This window comes from Acinetobacter sp. 226, assembly GCF_048147925.1.
GTDB classification, from domain to species: Bacteria; Pseudomonadota; Gammaproteobacteria; order Pseudomonadales; family Moraxellaceae; genus Acinetobacter; species Acinetobacter pecorum.
Map to the genome: position 1 here is coordinate 27,622 of NZ_JAYWYX010000001.1, position 15,591 is coordinate 43,212.

Below are 15,591 nucleotides of genomic sequence, written 5' to 3' on the forward strand. Positions count from 1 at the left end.
CCTTTTTATCAGTTAGCTCTTATTCCTCGTTCATGCTTATATTTGCATCAGGCTAAAGAAAATAAGATGAATATTCAATCATTTTAGATGTTTTATTTTGTTATACGAAATTTATTATCATAAAGTTGATTGTTCTTTCATTTTCATATAGCTTTAAAAAGAGGGATAAGAACGATATGTCATTTGAATAGGATCGAACAGGGAGCGTAATAATGGGTGCCTTAACAGGATTTCGTGTACTGGATTTAAGCCGGATTTTGGCTGGGCCCTGGTGTAGCCAGATTCTGGCTGATCTGGGTGCAGAAGTGATCAAGATTGAAAAACCGGATCATGGGGATGATACCCGTATCTGGGGACCACCCTGGCTTAAAAACAATCAGCAACAAGATACCCAGGAATCGGCTTATTACCTGTCAGCCAACCGTGGCAAGTACTCGGTTGCAATCGATTTATCTACACCTGAAGGTCAACGTATTATCAAAAAACTTGCTGAACAGAGTGATGTAGTCATTGAAAACTATAAAGCCGGTTCTTTGAAACGATATGGGCTGGATTATGAAAGTCTGAGTGAGCTAAATCCGCGACTGGTATATTGTTCTATTACTGGTTTTGGCCAAAACGGTCCGCGTGCGCAAGAGCCGGGCTATGATTTTATCGTTCAGGGAATGGGCGGCATGATGAGTGTCACTGGCGAACGTGATGACCTGCCCGGTGGTGGCCCGCAAAAAGCAGGTCTGGCCTTTGCCGATTTGACCACCGGCTTATATGCCGCAATTGCCATTCAGGCGGCTTTGTTGTCCCGTGAGAAAACCGGTGAAGGTCAATATATTGATATGGCGCTGTTAGATACCCAGGTTGCTTCCCTCTCTGTTCTGGCCATGAATTATCTCACCTCAGGCAAAGTCCCCGGTCGCTTCGGAAATGCACATGCCAATATTGTGCCCTATCAGGTGTTTAAAGCCCAGGAAGGTGAATTTATTATTGCCTGTGGCAACGATCTGCAATTCCAAGCTTTGTGTCAGGCCGTTGGTTTGGCTAAGGTGGCAGAAGATCCTCGCTTCTTGAAAAATTCAGGACGTGTTACACATCGTGAAGAACTGACCACAGTTCTACAGGCTCATTTCTATACTCGACCGGCAAAAACCTGGGTGGATCTGATTCATGCGGTTAAAGTACCGGTAGGAATGATCAATGACCTGAAACAGACGTTGCAAGAAGAACAGGTATTGACACGCGATATGGTGATTCAGATGCCGCATACCTTACGTGAAGATTACACCTCAATCGGTTCACCAATTAAACTCTCCAAGACACCGGTAGAATATAAAAAGGCCCCACCTTGTCTGGGTGAAGATACCGATGCCATTTTGAGTCAATATTTAAGTTCTGCTGAAATAGAAGAACTGAAAATCAAAAAAGTCATCCAGCAGCGATAAGCCTGCAAGCAGTAAAAAAGGAATCTTTCGATTCCTTTTTTATTTTAAATCTAATGGACTAGATCATTCCTTAACAGGCTTTGGCACTCGACTGAACAGTACGAGGCAGTTCACGACGCAGAATTTTGCCTACTGCGGACTTGGGTAATCCACCCACAAACTCAATGTATTTGGGTAGTTTATAACTGGTCAGTTGCTGCTTCAGATAAGTCATGACTTCATCTTGGGTCAGAGTTTCATCCTGTTTCACAATAAATGCCTTGGGTACCTGTCCAGATTTTTCATCATCAATACCAATCACTGCACATTCCAGTATTTTAGGATGTTTGGACAGCACGCCTTCCAGCTCATTGGGATAAACATTAAATCCGGACACCAGAATCATGTCTTTTTTGCGGTCCAGAATGGTGATATAGCCTTGTTCATCCATACAACCGATATCACCTGTCAGAAAAAATCCATCTTTGGTAAATACCTGTGCTGTTGCTTCGGGTTGCTGCCAGTATCCTTTCATCACCTGTGGACCACGTATGGCTATTTCTCCAGCCTGATGAAGTGCTACAGGTTTTCCTTCATCATTCAGAATCAGAATTTCAGTCCCTGCCAATGGCAAGCCAATCGTGCCACTAAATCGCCGGCTTAAAGGCGGGTTAAAAGTTGCAGTTGGTGAGGTTTCAGAAAGTCCGTAGCCTTCATAAATCTGGCAGCCTGTGACCTCATGCCATAACTCTGCCGTATTTTTCAGAATAGATGCTCCTCCGCCGGTTGTGGTTTTCAGGCTTGAATGATCCAGTTCACGAAAACGTGGATGATGCGCCAAGGCATTAAACATAGTATTCACACCCGGAAAAACGGTCGGTGGATGTTTCTGATATTGATCCGCCAAAGCATCCAGATCTCTCGGATTGGGAATCAGCACATTGGCGAAACCACGGCTTAAACCATAACTGAACAGGCAGATGGTAAATCCATAAATGTGATACAGCGGCAAGGCACAGAATACATATTCATTTTCAGTGGCATAACGGTCACCAAAATGGCTGATAAATACGGTACTGTTCTGGGCGATATTAAATAGAATATTACGGTGACTCAGTTCAGCACCTTTAGAAACACCTGTGGTACCTCCCGTGTATTGCAGAATGACCGTATCTTCCTGATGCTGTACAGGTGTTTTGAAATCAATAATTTCTACCTGATTTATTGCCTGCCTAAAGTCAGAAAACTGTTGATCCGGATATTGTACTGCCTGACTATAAATAGCACTTGGCTGCTGTTGAATAAAATCCAGCGGATGCGTCGAAATGACATATTTGAGTTCAGGACATTCATCTAGTGCTGTTAATTGCTCCAAAGTCTGTCTCAGGATAATCAACGCTTCTGCACCTGAATCCTGTAGCTGATGATAGAGCTCGCGCTGGGTGTACATGGGATTGACATTGACCAGCACATAACCGGCACGAATAATGGCAAAGGTCGCAATTGGATACTGAATAATATTGGGTAACATCACGGCAATACGGCTGCCAGCAGTCAATCCAAGACTCTGTAAATAGCTTGCCAGTTTCTGGCTATACACATCGATATCGTGATAGCTGAATTTGCGATCCAGATAGATAAATGCGGTTTTATCCTGAAATTTCACCAAATTCTCAGCAATTGTCGTGCTCAGCGTTTTCTCAGGATCTGGCCGGGTAAACTCCGGATTGATATTCCACTTTTTATATTCTTCCATCCATGGCTGACTGCTCATGACTATACTCCTGTCCTGGATTTACAATTATTTTGTATTATTTAAACCATAAGATTTTGATTTTAATTAAATATTTTTAAACCACTTTCTGCTGTCTCGATTCAACATACTTGTAGTGATAACCGCTACGAATAAAATGCTGATTTTTATCCCTAAATGAATGAGCATAATCAGGCCAGACCAAAGTCAGCTTGCGACTGACCGGGTCCAGATACCAGCTTTTACAGCTTTCCGATAACCAGACACTACCTTGGGAAAGCTGCTGTAGCTTCTGCATATAGCTATTTTCAGCTTCTTGATCTGCTTCAAAGACCTGAATCTGTTGCTGCTCAAAAAACTGCAAGGCATCCAGCACCAGATCAAACTGGGTTTCCAGAAAATAAAGTGCTGAATTATGTCCACTGCCTGTATTTGGCCCATTCAGGATGAACAGGTTTGGAAAGTTGTGTACGGTCGTTGACTGATAACCCTGCATACCACTGGACCATTGCTGCTCCAGGCTTAAACCCTGTTTACCCACTACCTTTGCGGCATAGGGTGGACGTGCTGCTTCAAATCCTGTCGCAAATACGATGATATCTGCAGAAAATTTATTTCCAGCCTGGCTTAATACACCGTCTTTCGTAACTTCTGCCAATGCTGAGCCTTCAAGCGTGACATGCGGTTTTAGAAAAGTCGGATAATAATCATTAGAAAGCAATAAGCGCTTACAACCAGGTTCATAATTCGGCCTAAGTTTGCGCTGTAATTCAGGATCTGAAATCTGATGTTTTAAGAATTGCAGGCAGTTTTTCTTGACCCGCTCAAACTGGCTTTTCAGATTACGGCGCTGGGCAAAATTGTATTCATTGCCCCAAAACAAGGAATGTCTTAAGGCTGACATACTGTCCGGATCTTTGCGGAAAAGCTGTTTTTCTGATTCAGAATAAGGTCGGTCTGGTCGGGGCAAAATATAGGGCGCACTACGTTGCAATACGGTCAGGCTTTTGGCCGTTTTTGCAATTTCCGGTACAAGCTGAACGGCTGAAGCCCCTGAACCCACCACAACGACATGCTGGTTCTCCAAACTTATCTGATGATTCCAGCGTGCTGAATGCATGACCTGGCCTTCAAATTCTTCCAGCCCCGGAATTTGCGGGAGATGCTCATCTGCCAGATGCCCAGTTGCGGTAATTAAGATCTCAGCCTGATAAAGACCTGTAGAGGTGTGAATTTCCCATATTCGTTCTCGTGCATTCCATCTGGCCTTTTCCAGTTGGGTATGAAAATCGATATGTGGCCGGATATTTTCCTGATCACAGCATTGAATTAAATAACGCTGAATTTCTGCTCCGTGTGGAAAGACGCGTGACCAGTCGGGGTTTTTAATAAAAGAGAAAGAATATAAATGGGAAGGTACATCGCAGGCAACCCCGGGATAGGTATTGTCACGCCAGGTGCCGCCCACTTCTGCTGCACGTTCAATAATTTTGAAATCGTGGATGCCCTGCTGCTTAAGGCGGATTGCCATGCCTAATCCACCAAAACCACTACCTACAATTAGAATCTTGCTGCGCTGTCCTTGAGCTTGCATTATTTATCTCCTTTAAGGCATATAAGGCTGGATTTTTTGATTCACCGGATATTGTTCTGGATGCTGGCTAAACTGGTTGACCAGTTGCACCACTTCGGCTGGCGCTTCGATATAGAGCGCATGTCCTGAAGAAATTTCGATATAGCGACTGTTCGAAATTGAAGCAAACAGTAATTTTGCTTGCGCTACAGGCACCATGCGGTCTTCACGGCAAGCCACAATCAACGTCTCTGCACGAATCTCAGGCAAGATCGATGTAATATCAATGCGATAATTTAGTTCACGCTGTTTGGCTGCATCCTGGGAAGGTTTAACAAAGCGTGCCAGATCCAACACCTGCTGTTCACTACGTGCAGACAAATAATCATCGCTATACAGGCAATAATTGACAAAATGCGGCAAGGCCGCAGATTGATCACTAAATAACTGTTGCCAGATCGTGGTACGCAGTTGTTGGACTGAACTGGTTTTTGCCCAACCGGCCAACAGGATCAAACGCGCTACACGTTGTTTTAAACTGGCTGCTACTTGTGCAGCAATCACGGCACCGAGTGAATAGCCTACCACTGTAATGGTTTCATCTGCTGCAACCGCATGCTGAATCAGTGCTTCAACCTGTTGGCTAAAATCAGTCACCGCCAGATCGGCTTTATCGGGGGTATGCAAATCAATGGATAAAACCCGCTGATGAATACCCAACATCGGAAAAATATAGCTGAAATGCTTGTCGGTATTTCCACCGGTGCCATGAATCAGAATAATGGTGGGAAATGCAGAACGCTGTCCGACTTCATGAAAAGTAAGCTGCAGATCAGCATAGGGACACTGTCGAGTAATCATGTCTAAATCCATATAGACTCCTGATCTTGTTGTTTTATGGTTTATTCAACACCCGAGAATAAATCTAAATATTTGAATTGGGTTAGGATGCAAAAATTATTAAAAAAAGACCCACGACACGAGTATCGTGGGTCAAAAGGTTTAATCGAATTTGAACTCTTCAGGCTCAAGTAAAAACAGGCTTTCACCACCCGCCTGAATATTGGCAAGGTGGGTTGAGGTTCTTGGCAAAATACGTGCAAAGAAGAATTGTGCAGTTTTGATCTTGGCTGCATAGAACGGATCAGTATTGCCTTCTTCAATTTTCTGTTGCGCAGTAATTGCCATTTTCAGCCACAGATAAGCGGACACGACATAACCAGAGAAATATAGGTAGTCAACTGATGCTGCCCCAATTTCATTGGCAGACTGCTGAGCCTGTGCCTGAATGGTTCTGGTTAATTCCAGCCATTGTTCAGTCAACTGACTGACTTGTGCAACTTGCTGGCTAAACTGGGCATATTGTTGCTCTTTTATAAAGCCCTGAATTTCATCAGTCAATGCGGTCAGCAGACCCAGTTTTGAACTCAGCACTTTACGCGCCAGCAAGTCAATGGACTGAATTTCAGTGGTTCCTTCATAAAGGCTGGCAATACGGGCATCACGGGCAATCTGTTCCATGCCATGTTCAGCAATATAACCGTGACCACCGAAAACCTGCATACCATGTTTAGCCGCTTCTATGCCGGTTTCAGTCATTAATGCTTTGGCAATTGGGGTTAATAATGCCAGACGATCCTCTGCTGCTTTCTTCTCTTCAGGATTATCCGTTGCTTCAGCAATATCGGCATAGGTCGCCAGATAATATGCCAGTGCACGTGAACCTTCTGCAAACACCTTTTGAGTCAGCAGCATGTTACGTACTGCGGGATGCACGATAATCGGATCTGCAGGCTGGCCTGGCGCTTTTGCACCTTCAAGTGAACGCATCGCCAGACGGTCTTTGGCATAAGCCAATGCCCCCTGATAAGAAGATTCTGCTGCTGCCAAGCCTTGAATGGCTGTACCGATACGTGCCGAGTTCATAAAGGTAAACATGCAGTTCAGGCCGCGATTTTCAGGCCCAATCAGGAAACCTTTGGCATTATCAAAATTCAGCACACAGGTCGCATTGCCGTGAATGCCCATCTTGTGTTCAATGGCGCTACACACCACACCATTACGGGAAGCTACATTGCCAGCTTCATCCAGATTGTATTTAGGAACAATAAACAGTGAAATACCCTTGGTTCCCGCAGGTGCATCTGGCAAACGTGCCAGTACGATATGCACGATATTTTCAGCCAGATCATGTTCACCGGCTGAGATAAAGATTTTCTCACCACTGAGGCTGTAACTGCCGTCTTCATTTGGCACTGCTTTGGTACGGATTAAACCTAGGTCAGAACCGGCATGAGATTCAGTCAAACACATGGTTCCAGTCCAGCGGCCTGCAATTAAAGGTACCAGGAATTTCTGTTTCTGTTCATCGCTACCGTGGTGCTCTAAAGTACGCATGGCACCATGGGACAGGCCTGGGTACATGCCCCAAGACCAGTTGGTTGCAGTAATAATTTCAGAAATAGCAATCCGGTATAAAGTTGGGAAGCCCTGACCGCCATATTGTTCATCACCGGTTAAAGAGGTAAAGCCAAGTTCTACATATTTGTCATAAGCCGCTTTAAACCCATCTGGAGTAGTTACGACACCATCCTGCAAACGGCAACCCTGCTGGTCGCCTATCGCATTAATCGGTAGAAGTTCGTTTTGGCAAAAGTCCGCAGCAACTTCCAGATATTGCTCCATAATATCCATAGAAACCTTGTCAGCGAATTTTGCATAGCCCTGATATTTCTGTTCAACGTTTAACAGGTCTTTTAGGACAAACTTCATGTCTTTTAATGGCGCAATATAATTTCTCATCGTAATTCCCTTGTATGAGTTCTAATTTGTATATTTATGACAATTAATTTCATAATACGAAATTATGTTTTAAATCCACTATAATATAATTTAAAGAATAAAATCTAGTCATTCAATGAAATTTCCCATTTAAAAATAAAAAATATACAGGATAAAAAAAGCCATTCATGGTGGAATGGCTTTTCTATACAGCGACTGCACTAAGGCTGATTAACGTGGAAAAAATTGAGCTAAACGCTGATGAACGATCTGCTCTGCCTCCTGCATGATATTTTTGATCAGCGCCTGACAAGTCGGAATGTCATTAATCAATCCCATCACTTGGCCTGCAGTCAGAACTCCCGCATCCACATCGCCATTTTCTAAAGCGAGCTTGCCTTTTAAACCGCTGACATAGGGACGAATCTGTTCAAATTCCAGATCTGGATCTTCACTCATTTTAACCACTAGATCAGATACTGCATTTTTGGCAACACGGGCAGTATTCCTGAACTGTCGATACAGCAGATGTGTCGCCCTTTCATCATTATCGACATAGAACTGCTTGATGTTTGGATGGATCGGCGCTTCCTGAGTGGCACAAAAGCGTGTACCCATATTGATGCCTTCAGCACCTAAAGCCAAAGCTGCGACCAGACCACGGCCATCAGCAAAACCGCCACTGGCCACAATCGGCACAGTGAGCTGATCAGCAGCGGCAGGAATTAAAATCAGGCCAGGAATATCGTCTTCACCCGGATGGCCCGCACATTCAAAACCATCAATCGAAATAACATCCGTACCAATTCTTTGTGCTGAAAGCGCATGACGAACGGAAGTACATTTATGAATGACAATAATGCCATGTTGCTTAAATGCCTCAATATGTTCATGAGGCTTGTTGCCTGCTGTTTCTACGATCTTGATACCGCTTTCAATGATCGCCTGTCGGTATTCTGCATATGGCGGCGGATTTACAGCGGGCAATAAAGTCAGATTGACTGCAAAAGGCTGATCGGTCATTTCTCGGCAGCGTGCAATTTCCTTGACCAGGGCTTCAGGCGTCGGTTGAGTCAATGCCGTTAATGTTCCCAAGCCACCAGCATTAGATACAGCACTGGCCATTTCTGCGGTACCAACCCACATCATGCCGCCCTGAATAATTGGATAGCGAATGCCTAGAAGCTCGGTAATACGGGTCTGAATTTTCATAAATATTCTCCTTAGCATCCGGTAAATTGTGCAGGGCGTTTTTCGATAAAAGCCTGGACACCTTCTTTATAGTCCTGACTGCTCAGAGCCAGATATTGCAGGTTTTGTTCTAACTCCAGTTGCTGGTCTATGTTATTTTCAGCACTGCGTTGCAAGGCCTGTTTGGTTAAAGCCAGCGCATAAGTCGGCTGTTGAGCTAATCGCTGTGCAATGTCATCGATATAAATATCAAATTCTGTATCTGGAAGCATTTTCCAGATCATGCCCATTTTAGCGGCCTCTTTGGCATGCACCGGTTCCCCCAGAAAAGTCAGTGCCATGGCACGTGCATAACCGATTAAACGTGGCAACATCCAGGTGCCACCGGCATCAGGAATCAAGCCAATTTTAGAAAAGGCCTGAATAAATCGGGCACTTTCCTTGGCAATGACCAGATCACAGGCCAGCGCGATATTGGCACCTGCACCGGCAGCCACACCATTCACTGCTGCGATTACCGGTTTGGGACTCTGGCGGATCAGGTTAATCAAGGGATTATAGTATTTGGCCAGTGAGCCTTCGGGAGGCAAAGGCACATTGCCGAGCTGTCCAGCACGTTCTTTTAAATCCTGTCCCGCTGAAAACGCCCGGCCATTACCACGGATCACAATCACCCGAATATCCGGATCTGTATTCCAGTTTTTCAGCACCTGCTGCACCTCCTCATGCATTTGCCGGGTAAAACTGTTGAGTGAATCCGGGCGGTTAAAGCTTAAGGTTGCGACGCCTTGCTGAACCTGAGTTTGAATCGTTTCCCACATCATCAATTTCCTTATTTTTTGCCTGTATCCCTACAATTAATAGCCTTTATTGACATCTACCTGATGGCATAAATCCAGCCCGAGATTTAAGCGTCGGTCATTTTCCAGAATCTGTTCCACCACCACAGACATGGGCGCATGTGAGGCGACATGTGGTGTAACAACGATCTTTTCATGCTGCCAGAATGGATGTTCAGCAGCTAATGGCTCCTCTTCAAATACGTCGACAATTGCACCACGTAACTGGCCGGAATCCAGTGCATTGAGTAGATCCTGCTCGATTAAATGCTGCCCACGCCCCACCTGAATAAGAGCAGCTTGGTCGGGTAATTTTTTAAATAGCTGTTCAGATAAGATGCCAGTATTGTCTGCAGTTAAAGGCATTAAATTAATCAAAATCTGGCTGTGGGCCAGGAACTCGGAAAGCTGTTCTGTACCGACATAGCTTTTGACCTGAGCAATCTCTTTTGGAGAATTGGACCATCCAGACACCTGATAGTCCATGTCGGCAAAACGTTTTGCCACATAACCGCCCATATGGCCAAGGCCCATAATCCCGATCTGGATATGATGACTATAACTTTGACGATACTGTTTCCATAGCTGCTGCTTTTGCTGCTGGATCATGCGGTCAAAATAACGCTGAAAATACAGCACGCCCCAGAGCAGATAATCAAACATGCCCTTTTGATGATGTGGATCCAGTACCCGGCAGACTGACTGGTCAGCTCTAATCTCGTTTAAATTTAAATGTTCGACTCCTGCAGCAATCGAATGAATCAGACCAAGTTCTGGAAGTTGCCGGAGTTTTTCCAGATCTGGAAACCACGAAGCTGCTGTGGTCGCCTGTTCAGCTTCCGGGCTGTCCAGTGTACAAAAACTGCCCTCAGGCGCATATTTCTGAAAAGACTTCACCAGAATGGCTTCAATATTCGGCACAGTACTGGATATCACAATCATGATGCATACTCCGTATATTGATGCTCAATCAGGGATAACGCAGCCTGCCAGGCACGCTGTAAAATCGGTTCCACAAAAGGACTGGCGAACTGCCTGGCGGTTTTAATTCGGACTTCTTCTGCTGGATAATGCAGTTCGGCACCGCCACTTAAGGCCTTCACCTGCGCCTGACAGGCACGCTCCAGAAAATAGATTTCATGAAAAGCCCGTGCAATCGTTTCGCCAGCCGTTAAAAGTCCGTGATTGCGTAAAATCATGGCGCGATGGCCGCCCAGGTCCTGAATCAGGCGTTCTTGTTCATCTGTTGACAATGCAACGCCCTCATATTCGTGATAGGCCACCTGCTGATAAAATTTCAACGCATGCTGGGAAATGGGAAGAAGTCCGTGTTTCTGTGCAGAAACTGCTATGCCATCTGCGGTATGCGTATGAATGACACAATTCAGATGAGCATGTGCTTCATGAATCGCGGCATGGATGACAAAGCCTGCCATATTCACCGGCTTGTCTTGTTCATAGCTTTCTACCACTTGCCCTTCATGATTAATCTTCACCAGCGTTGAGGCACGCATTTTTTCAAATGCGACACCATATTGATTAATCAGAAAGCATTCTGGTTGATCTGGAACTCTTAGGCTGATATGAGTATCAATCAGGTCGGTCATTCGGTAATGCGCAATAATGCGATAAAGCGCTGCGAGTTCGCAACGTGCCTGCCATTCAGCATCTGTGACGAGATTTTTTATTGTCATCGTTCCATCCTGGAAAAATATAGCATTTCGATCATTATCTGTTATATCATAATTCCAGAAAAACAGAATATTATTTCATAAAGCGAAATAAATCGTTACAAGGAGTGGATATGCCCACATCACAATTAAACGGACTTGAATATCTCAGCGCAATTAAGAATGGGGAAATTCCCAGCTCAGCCATGAGTGAAATTATTCCCATGCGTCTGACCTTGGTGCGCGAAAACTATGTGGAATATGAGGTGCGTCCTGATCAGCGCCATTACAATTTACAGGGTGGAATTCATGGCGGCTTTTGTGCAACGGTTCTAGATAGTGCCACTGGCGCTGCCGTGCATACGACAGTAGATGCAGGTGTTAGTTTCTCGACCATTGACCTGAATGTCAAAATGCTGAAAGCGATGAAAAGCGGCGAAACCTATACAGCTATTGGTGAAGTTATCCGGATCGGACGCAATGTTCTGACCTCAGAAGGCCGAATTATCGATAAAGAAGGTAAAGTTTATGCCTTTGGGTCGGCAACATTATTAGTCACTGGTCGTAAGTAATCTTTACACCGATATAATCAATCCCTGCATGTGCAGGGATTTTTATTTTGAAAGAAAAATCCCAATAAAAAAATGCCATGCATATCACATATACATGGCATTTAGGTGATGACTTAAGATGTTGCAGCTTCAGGGTTTTCAATCACCATCGCCAGGCCTTGACCCAGACCAATACACAGACTGATCACGGCATATTTTTTACCGGTACGCTGTAACTGACGTGCAACGGTTAAAGCTAAACGCGCACCCGAACAGCCCAGTGGATGACCAATGGCAATCGCACCACCATTTGGATTGACACGCGGATCATCCAAAGCGACATCCAGACCTTTCAGGCAAGATAATACCTGACTGGCAAAGGCTTCATTAATCTCGATGATATCCATATCGTCTAGCGTCAAACCCGCACGCTGTACTGCCTTTTTAATCGCTTCAATTGGGCCTGCTCCCATGATGCGTGGCTCAATGCCAGCGGCTGCAGAAGACAGGATACGAGCGAGAGGTTTTAAGCCATACTGTTCCTGAACTTTTTCACTGCCAATAATCAGTGCTGCAGCGCCGTCATTGATACCTGATGCATTACCCGCTGTTACTACACCACCTTCGAAAAGCGGTTTTAACTTGGATAAAGCTTCAAATGTTGAAGAAGCACGTGGATGCTCATCCTCAGTAATTTGTTTAGGCGGCAATTTGCGTCCTTGAGAAACTTCAATCGGGGTAATTTCACCTTCAAAGAAACCTGCTTCTTTCGCTGCCTGATATTTTGCCTGTGATGCAGCAGCAAAGGTATCAGCCTGTTCACGGCTAATACCGAATTCTTCAGCCACGTTATCACCTGTTTCAGGCATGCTGTGCGCGCCAAACTGATCCGTAAATTTACGGTTCGGGAAACGGGTACCAATTGTGGTGTCATAAATTTTGGCATCACGTGAATACGCGCTTTCTGCTTTGCCCATCACAAAAGGTGCGCGGGTCATGCTTTCTACGCCACCGGCAATGTACAACTCGCCTTCACCTGCAGTAATGGCACGTGCCGAATCAATCACAGCACCGAGACCTGATGCACATAAACGGTTTACCGTCTGACCTGGAACTGTTACCGGCATACCCGCTAACAACGCTGCAAAACGTGCCACATTACGGCTGTCTTCACCGGCCTGATTGGTGCTACCAAAGATTACATCTTCTACATCTGCTGCCGGGATACCGGTTTTTTCCAGCAGGTTTTTAATGACTGTAGCTGCCAGATCATCTGGACGTACGCTTGCCAGACTTCCTGCATGGCGACCGATTGGTGAACGTAAACCATCATAAATATATGCATTTAACATGAGTGTTATTCCTTTAACTTTCTAATTAATGTGTTGTATGAACAAGTGGTAGACCAAGCTGAACACGGCGACGCAACCAAGGACTTGAACGGTAACGCTGGTCACGGGTAATCGCAGTCATACGATCCAGAATTTTTAGAATTTTTTCAGCTCCCAGCACATCCCCCCATTCAATTGGTCCATACGGATAACCAAGGCCTAATTTCACCGCAATATTGATATCTTCTACCGTTGCAACGCCTTGCTGGGCAATATCACAGCCGAGATTCACAATCATTGCCAAAGCACGTTGAGCCACAAAGCCGACGCTTTCCTGAATTACGCTGGCGGTCACACCATCCAGATTGAAAATCGATTGGGCTGCTTTTACCAGCTCAGGTTGGGTGACAAAAGTTGGCATCAAGGTACGGTGTTTATGCAGACCATATAGCAGATCGATACACACCACTTGCTGAGGTGCCAGCTGATAACGGATCGCAGCTGATGTTGCATCCTCACCATAAGTGGCAATCAGGATTAAAGCCTCTGCTGAAGGTATCTCAGTTTGCTCAATCTGAATGTTGAACTGTTGCAGATATTGCTCAAGTGCCTGACGGTCTTCGTCATATTCGGTGCCTAGCCAGACTGATGGATATTGACTTAGCTTATCAACCAATGCTGGAGTAACATCACCTTCTTTGCTACCTGAAGTGTAATCATAGAAACCTTTACCAGTTTTACGACCTAACTGCTTGGCAATAAAACGCTGACGGGTAATCACGCTTGGACGGTAACGTGCTTCTTCATAATACTGCTGATAAATCGATTCACTCACCGGATGCGAGACATCCATACCAGTCAGATCACCTAGCTCAAAAGGTCCCATTTTAAAACCGATCCCATCGCGGTAAATCCGGTCAATCTCATAAAATGGTGTGACATTTTCATTCAGAATTGCATAGGCTTCGCTACCAAAGGCACGGCCGGCATGGTTAATGATAAACCCTGGAGTATCTTTAGCTTTGACCGGACGATGACCCATTTTTGTAGAAAGCTGGGTTAATGCTTCAATAATGTCAGCACGGGTATTAAAGCCTTCAATCACTTCGACCACTTTCATGAGTGGGACCGGATTAAAGAAGTGATAACCGGCAACACGTTCTGGCTGCTCACAGTTGGCAGCGATTGCACTGATCGACAATGAAGAGGTATTAGATGCCAGAATCGCCTCTGGTTTTATCATTCCTTCCAGTTGCTGCATCAGTTTTTGCTTGATTTCCAGATTTTCAATAATCGCTTCAACAATCAAGTCACAATCTTTCAGGTCTTCTAGCTGCTGGGCAGTCGACAGATGAGCAATATCTTCAGCGGCTTTTTCATGGCTGAATTTACCTTTATCTGCCAAGGTATTTAATGTTTTGGCCAGTTTATCCTGTGCCTGTTCGGCTGCCCCTTCTTTGGCATCAAACAGCACCACATCATGACCAGACTGAATCGCGATCTGGGCAATACCTGCACCCATCGTGCCTACACCAATAATGCCGATTTTCTGAATCTGAATACTCATGCTTATCGTCCCTGATAATTCGGTTTACGTTTTTCAATAAAGGCCTGCATGCCTTCTTTTTGATCTTCGGATGAGAACAGCATCTGGAAAGACTTACGTTCCAGGGTAAGTCCGGCATTAAGCGGCACATCTTCAGCCAATAAAGCCACTTCCTTGATTTGCTCTAGAGCAATTGGCGGCATTTTCGCTAGGCCTTCCGCCATCTTGATAGCTGTAGCAAGGGTTTCACTGTCTTCAGTCACCTGGGACACCAGACCAATTTGATAGGCTTCCGGTGCAGGCACCAGACAACCGGTCATGATCATGCGCATGGCATGAAATTTGCCTACTGCACGGAATAAACGTTGAGTCCCACCTGCACCCGGCATCACGCCAACTTTCACTTCAGGTTGACCGAACTGGGCACTTTTTCCAGCAATGATAATGTCTGCATGCATCGCCAGTTCACATCCACCCCCCAGTGCATATCCATTTACAGCTGCAATCACCGGTTTTGAACACTGCGCAATCGCCTGCCAGTAACGTTCAGTTCGACGCTGCATCATTTGAATGGTTTCTGCATTGGCCAGTTCTTTCAGGTCTGCACCTGCTGCAAAATCTGTTTCACCACCCGTAAGAATAATGGCACGGACATTTTCATCATCATTCAGTTGCAAAAAAGCCGCCGCAAGTTTCTGGCGAACTTCTGTATTCAGGGCATTTTTCGCTTCTGGTCGATGAATTTTAACCATCGCTACATGTGCTGAAACTTGTTCTACTTGAACTACCTGTTCCATTAAAATCTCCATTTATTTTGTATAGCGAAATTTTATTTTATATAAAACTAAGGTTTCTTAAGCTATAAATCAAGGATTTTTAACTCCAGAATTCAAAAAAGTTATTTTTAAATAAAAATAGAGTAAAAACTCTTGTTCAATTGC

General features: G+C 44.9%; 13 protein-coding genes. 2 read left to right on the forward strand and 11 right to left on the reverse strand.

The annotated features are described in order from the left end of the window. Positions 1–212: 212 nt before the first annotated feature. On the forward strand, positions 213–1,436 hold the full coding sequence (locus tag VXP95_RS00125; RefSeq protein WP_416711087.1) for a CaiB/BaiF CoA transferase family protein: 1,224 nt from the start codon (positions 213–215) through the stop codon (positions 1,434–1,436). Between the two features lie 70 nt (positions 1,437–1,506). Here VXP95_RS00125 and VXP95_RS00130 read toward each other — a convergent pair whose 3' ends face one another. The 8 genes from VXP95_RS00130 to VXP95_RS00165 form a co-directional block, all read right to left on the reverse strand. Continuing rightward, on the reverse strand, positions 1,507–3,189 hold the full coding sequence (locus VXP95_RS00130) for an AMP-binding protein (protein ID WP_416711089.1): 1,683 nt from the start codon (positions 3,187–3,189) through the stop codon (positions 1,507–1,509). A gap of 76 nt (positions 3,190–3,265) precedes the next feature. After that, positions 3,266–4,762 (reverse strand): flavin-containing monooxygenase, encoded by a 1,497-nt coding sequence (locus tag VXP95_RS00135; RefSeq protein ID WP_416711090.1) that lies wholly within the window; start codon positions 4,760–4,762, stop codon positions 3,266–3,268. 12 nt (positions 4,763–4,774) lie between these two features. Beyond that, positions 4,775–5,614, reverse strand: a complete 840-nt coding sequence (locus VXP95_RS00140; protein WP_416711092.1) for an alpha/beta fold hydrolase — start codon at positions 5,612–5,614, stop codon at positions 4,775–4,777. A gap of 129 nt (positions 5,615–5,743) precedes the next feature. Further along, a complete protein-coding gene (locus VXP95_RS00145) occupies positions 5,744–7,543 on the reverse strand; it encodes an acyl-CoA dehydrogenase C-terminal domain-containing protein (protein WP_064101551.1) in 1,800 nt (599 codons plus the stop codon). A 210-nt stretch (positions 7,544–7,753) separates the two neighbouring features. After that, on the reverse strand, positions 7,754–8,734 hold the full coding sequence (locus VXP95_RS00150) for an NAD(P)H-dependent flavin oxidoreductase (RefSeq protein ID WP_416711094.1): 981 nt from the start codon (positions 8,732–8,734) through the stop codon (positions 7,754–7,756). Positions 8,735–8,745: 11 nt separating this feature from the next. Next, on the reverse strand, positions 8,746–9,534 hold the full coding sequence (locus VXP95_RS00155; RefSeq protein WP_416705632.1) for an enoyl-CoA hydratase-related protein: 789 nt from the start codon (positions 9,532–9,534) through the stop codon (positions 8,746–8,748). A gap of 36 nt (positions 9,535–9,570) precedes the next feature. Continuing rightward, positions 9,571–10,494: a 2-hydroxyacid dehydrogenase gene (locus VXP95_RS00160; RefSeq protein ID WP_416705631.1), complete on the reverse strand. Its 924-nt coding sequence runs from the start codon at positions 10,492–10,494 to the stop codon at positions 9,571–9,573. After that, entirely contained in the window at positions 10,491–11,246 is a 756-nt protein-coding gene (locus tag VXP95_RS00165; RefSeq protein WP_416711095.1) for a class II aldolase/adducin family protein, read from the reverse strand. The genes VXP95_RS00160 and VXP95_RS00165 overlap by 4 nt, the downstream gene beginning before the upstream one ends. Before the next feature lie 110 nt (positions 11,247–11,356). On the opposite strand from VXP95_RS00165, the gene VXP95_RS00170 reads away from it, so the two are divergent. Then, the gene (locus VXP95_RS00170) at positions 11,357–11,794 is read left to right on the forward strand and encodes a PaaI family thioesterase (protein WP_416705629.1); all 438 of its coding nucleotides are present in this window, start codon (positions 11,357–11,359) and stop codon (positions 11,792–11,794) included. Positions 11,795–11,907: 113 nt separating this feature from the next. Here the strand turns inward: VXP95_RS00170 and VXP95_RS00175 are convergent, their stop codons facing one another. The 3 genes from VXP95_RS00175 to VXP95_RS00185 are packed head-to-tail and all read right to left on the reverse strand — an operon-like array spanning position 11,908 to position 15,447. Beyond that, complete coding sequence (locus VXP95_RS00175; protein WP_416711096.1) at positions 11,908–13,125, reverse strand: 3-oxoadipyl-CoA thiolase; 1,218 nt, start codon at positions 13,123–13,125, stop codon at positions 11,908–11,910. A gap of 25 nt (positions 13,126–13,150) precedes the next feature. After that, positions 13,151–14,671, reverse strand: a complete 1,521-nt coding sequence (locus VXP95_RS00180) for a 3-hydroxyacyl-CoA dehydrogenase (RefSeq protein WP_416711098.1) — start codon at positions 14,669–14,671, stop codon at positions 13,151–13,153. A 2-nt stretch (positions 14,672–14,673) separates the two neighbouring features. Next, the gene (locus VXP95_RS00185; RefSeq protein ID WP_005096905.1) at positions 14,674–15,447 is read right to left on the reverse strand and encodes an enoyl-CoA hydratase; all 774 of its coding nucleotides are present in this window, start codon (positions 15,445–15,447) and stop codon (positions 14,674–14,676) included. Positions 15,448–15,591 lie beyond the last annotated feature (144 nt).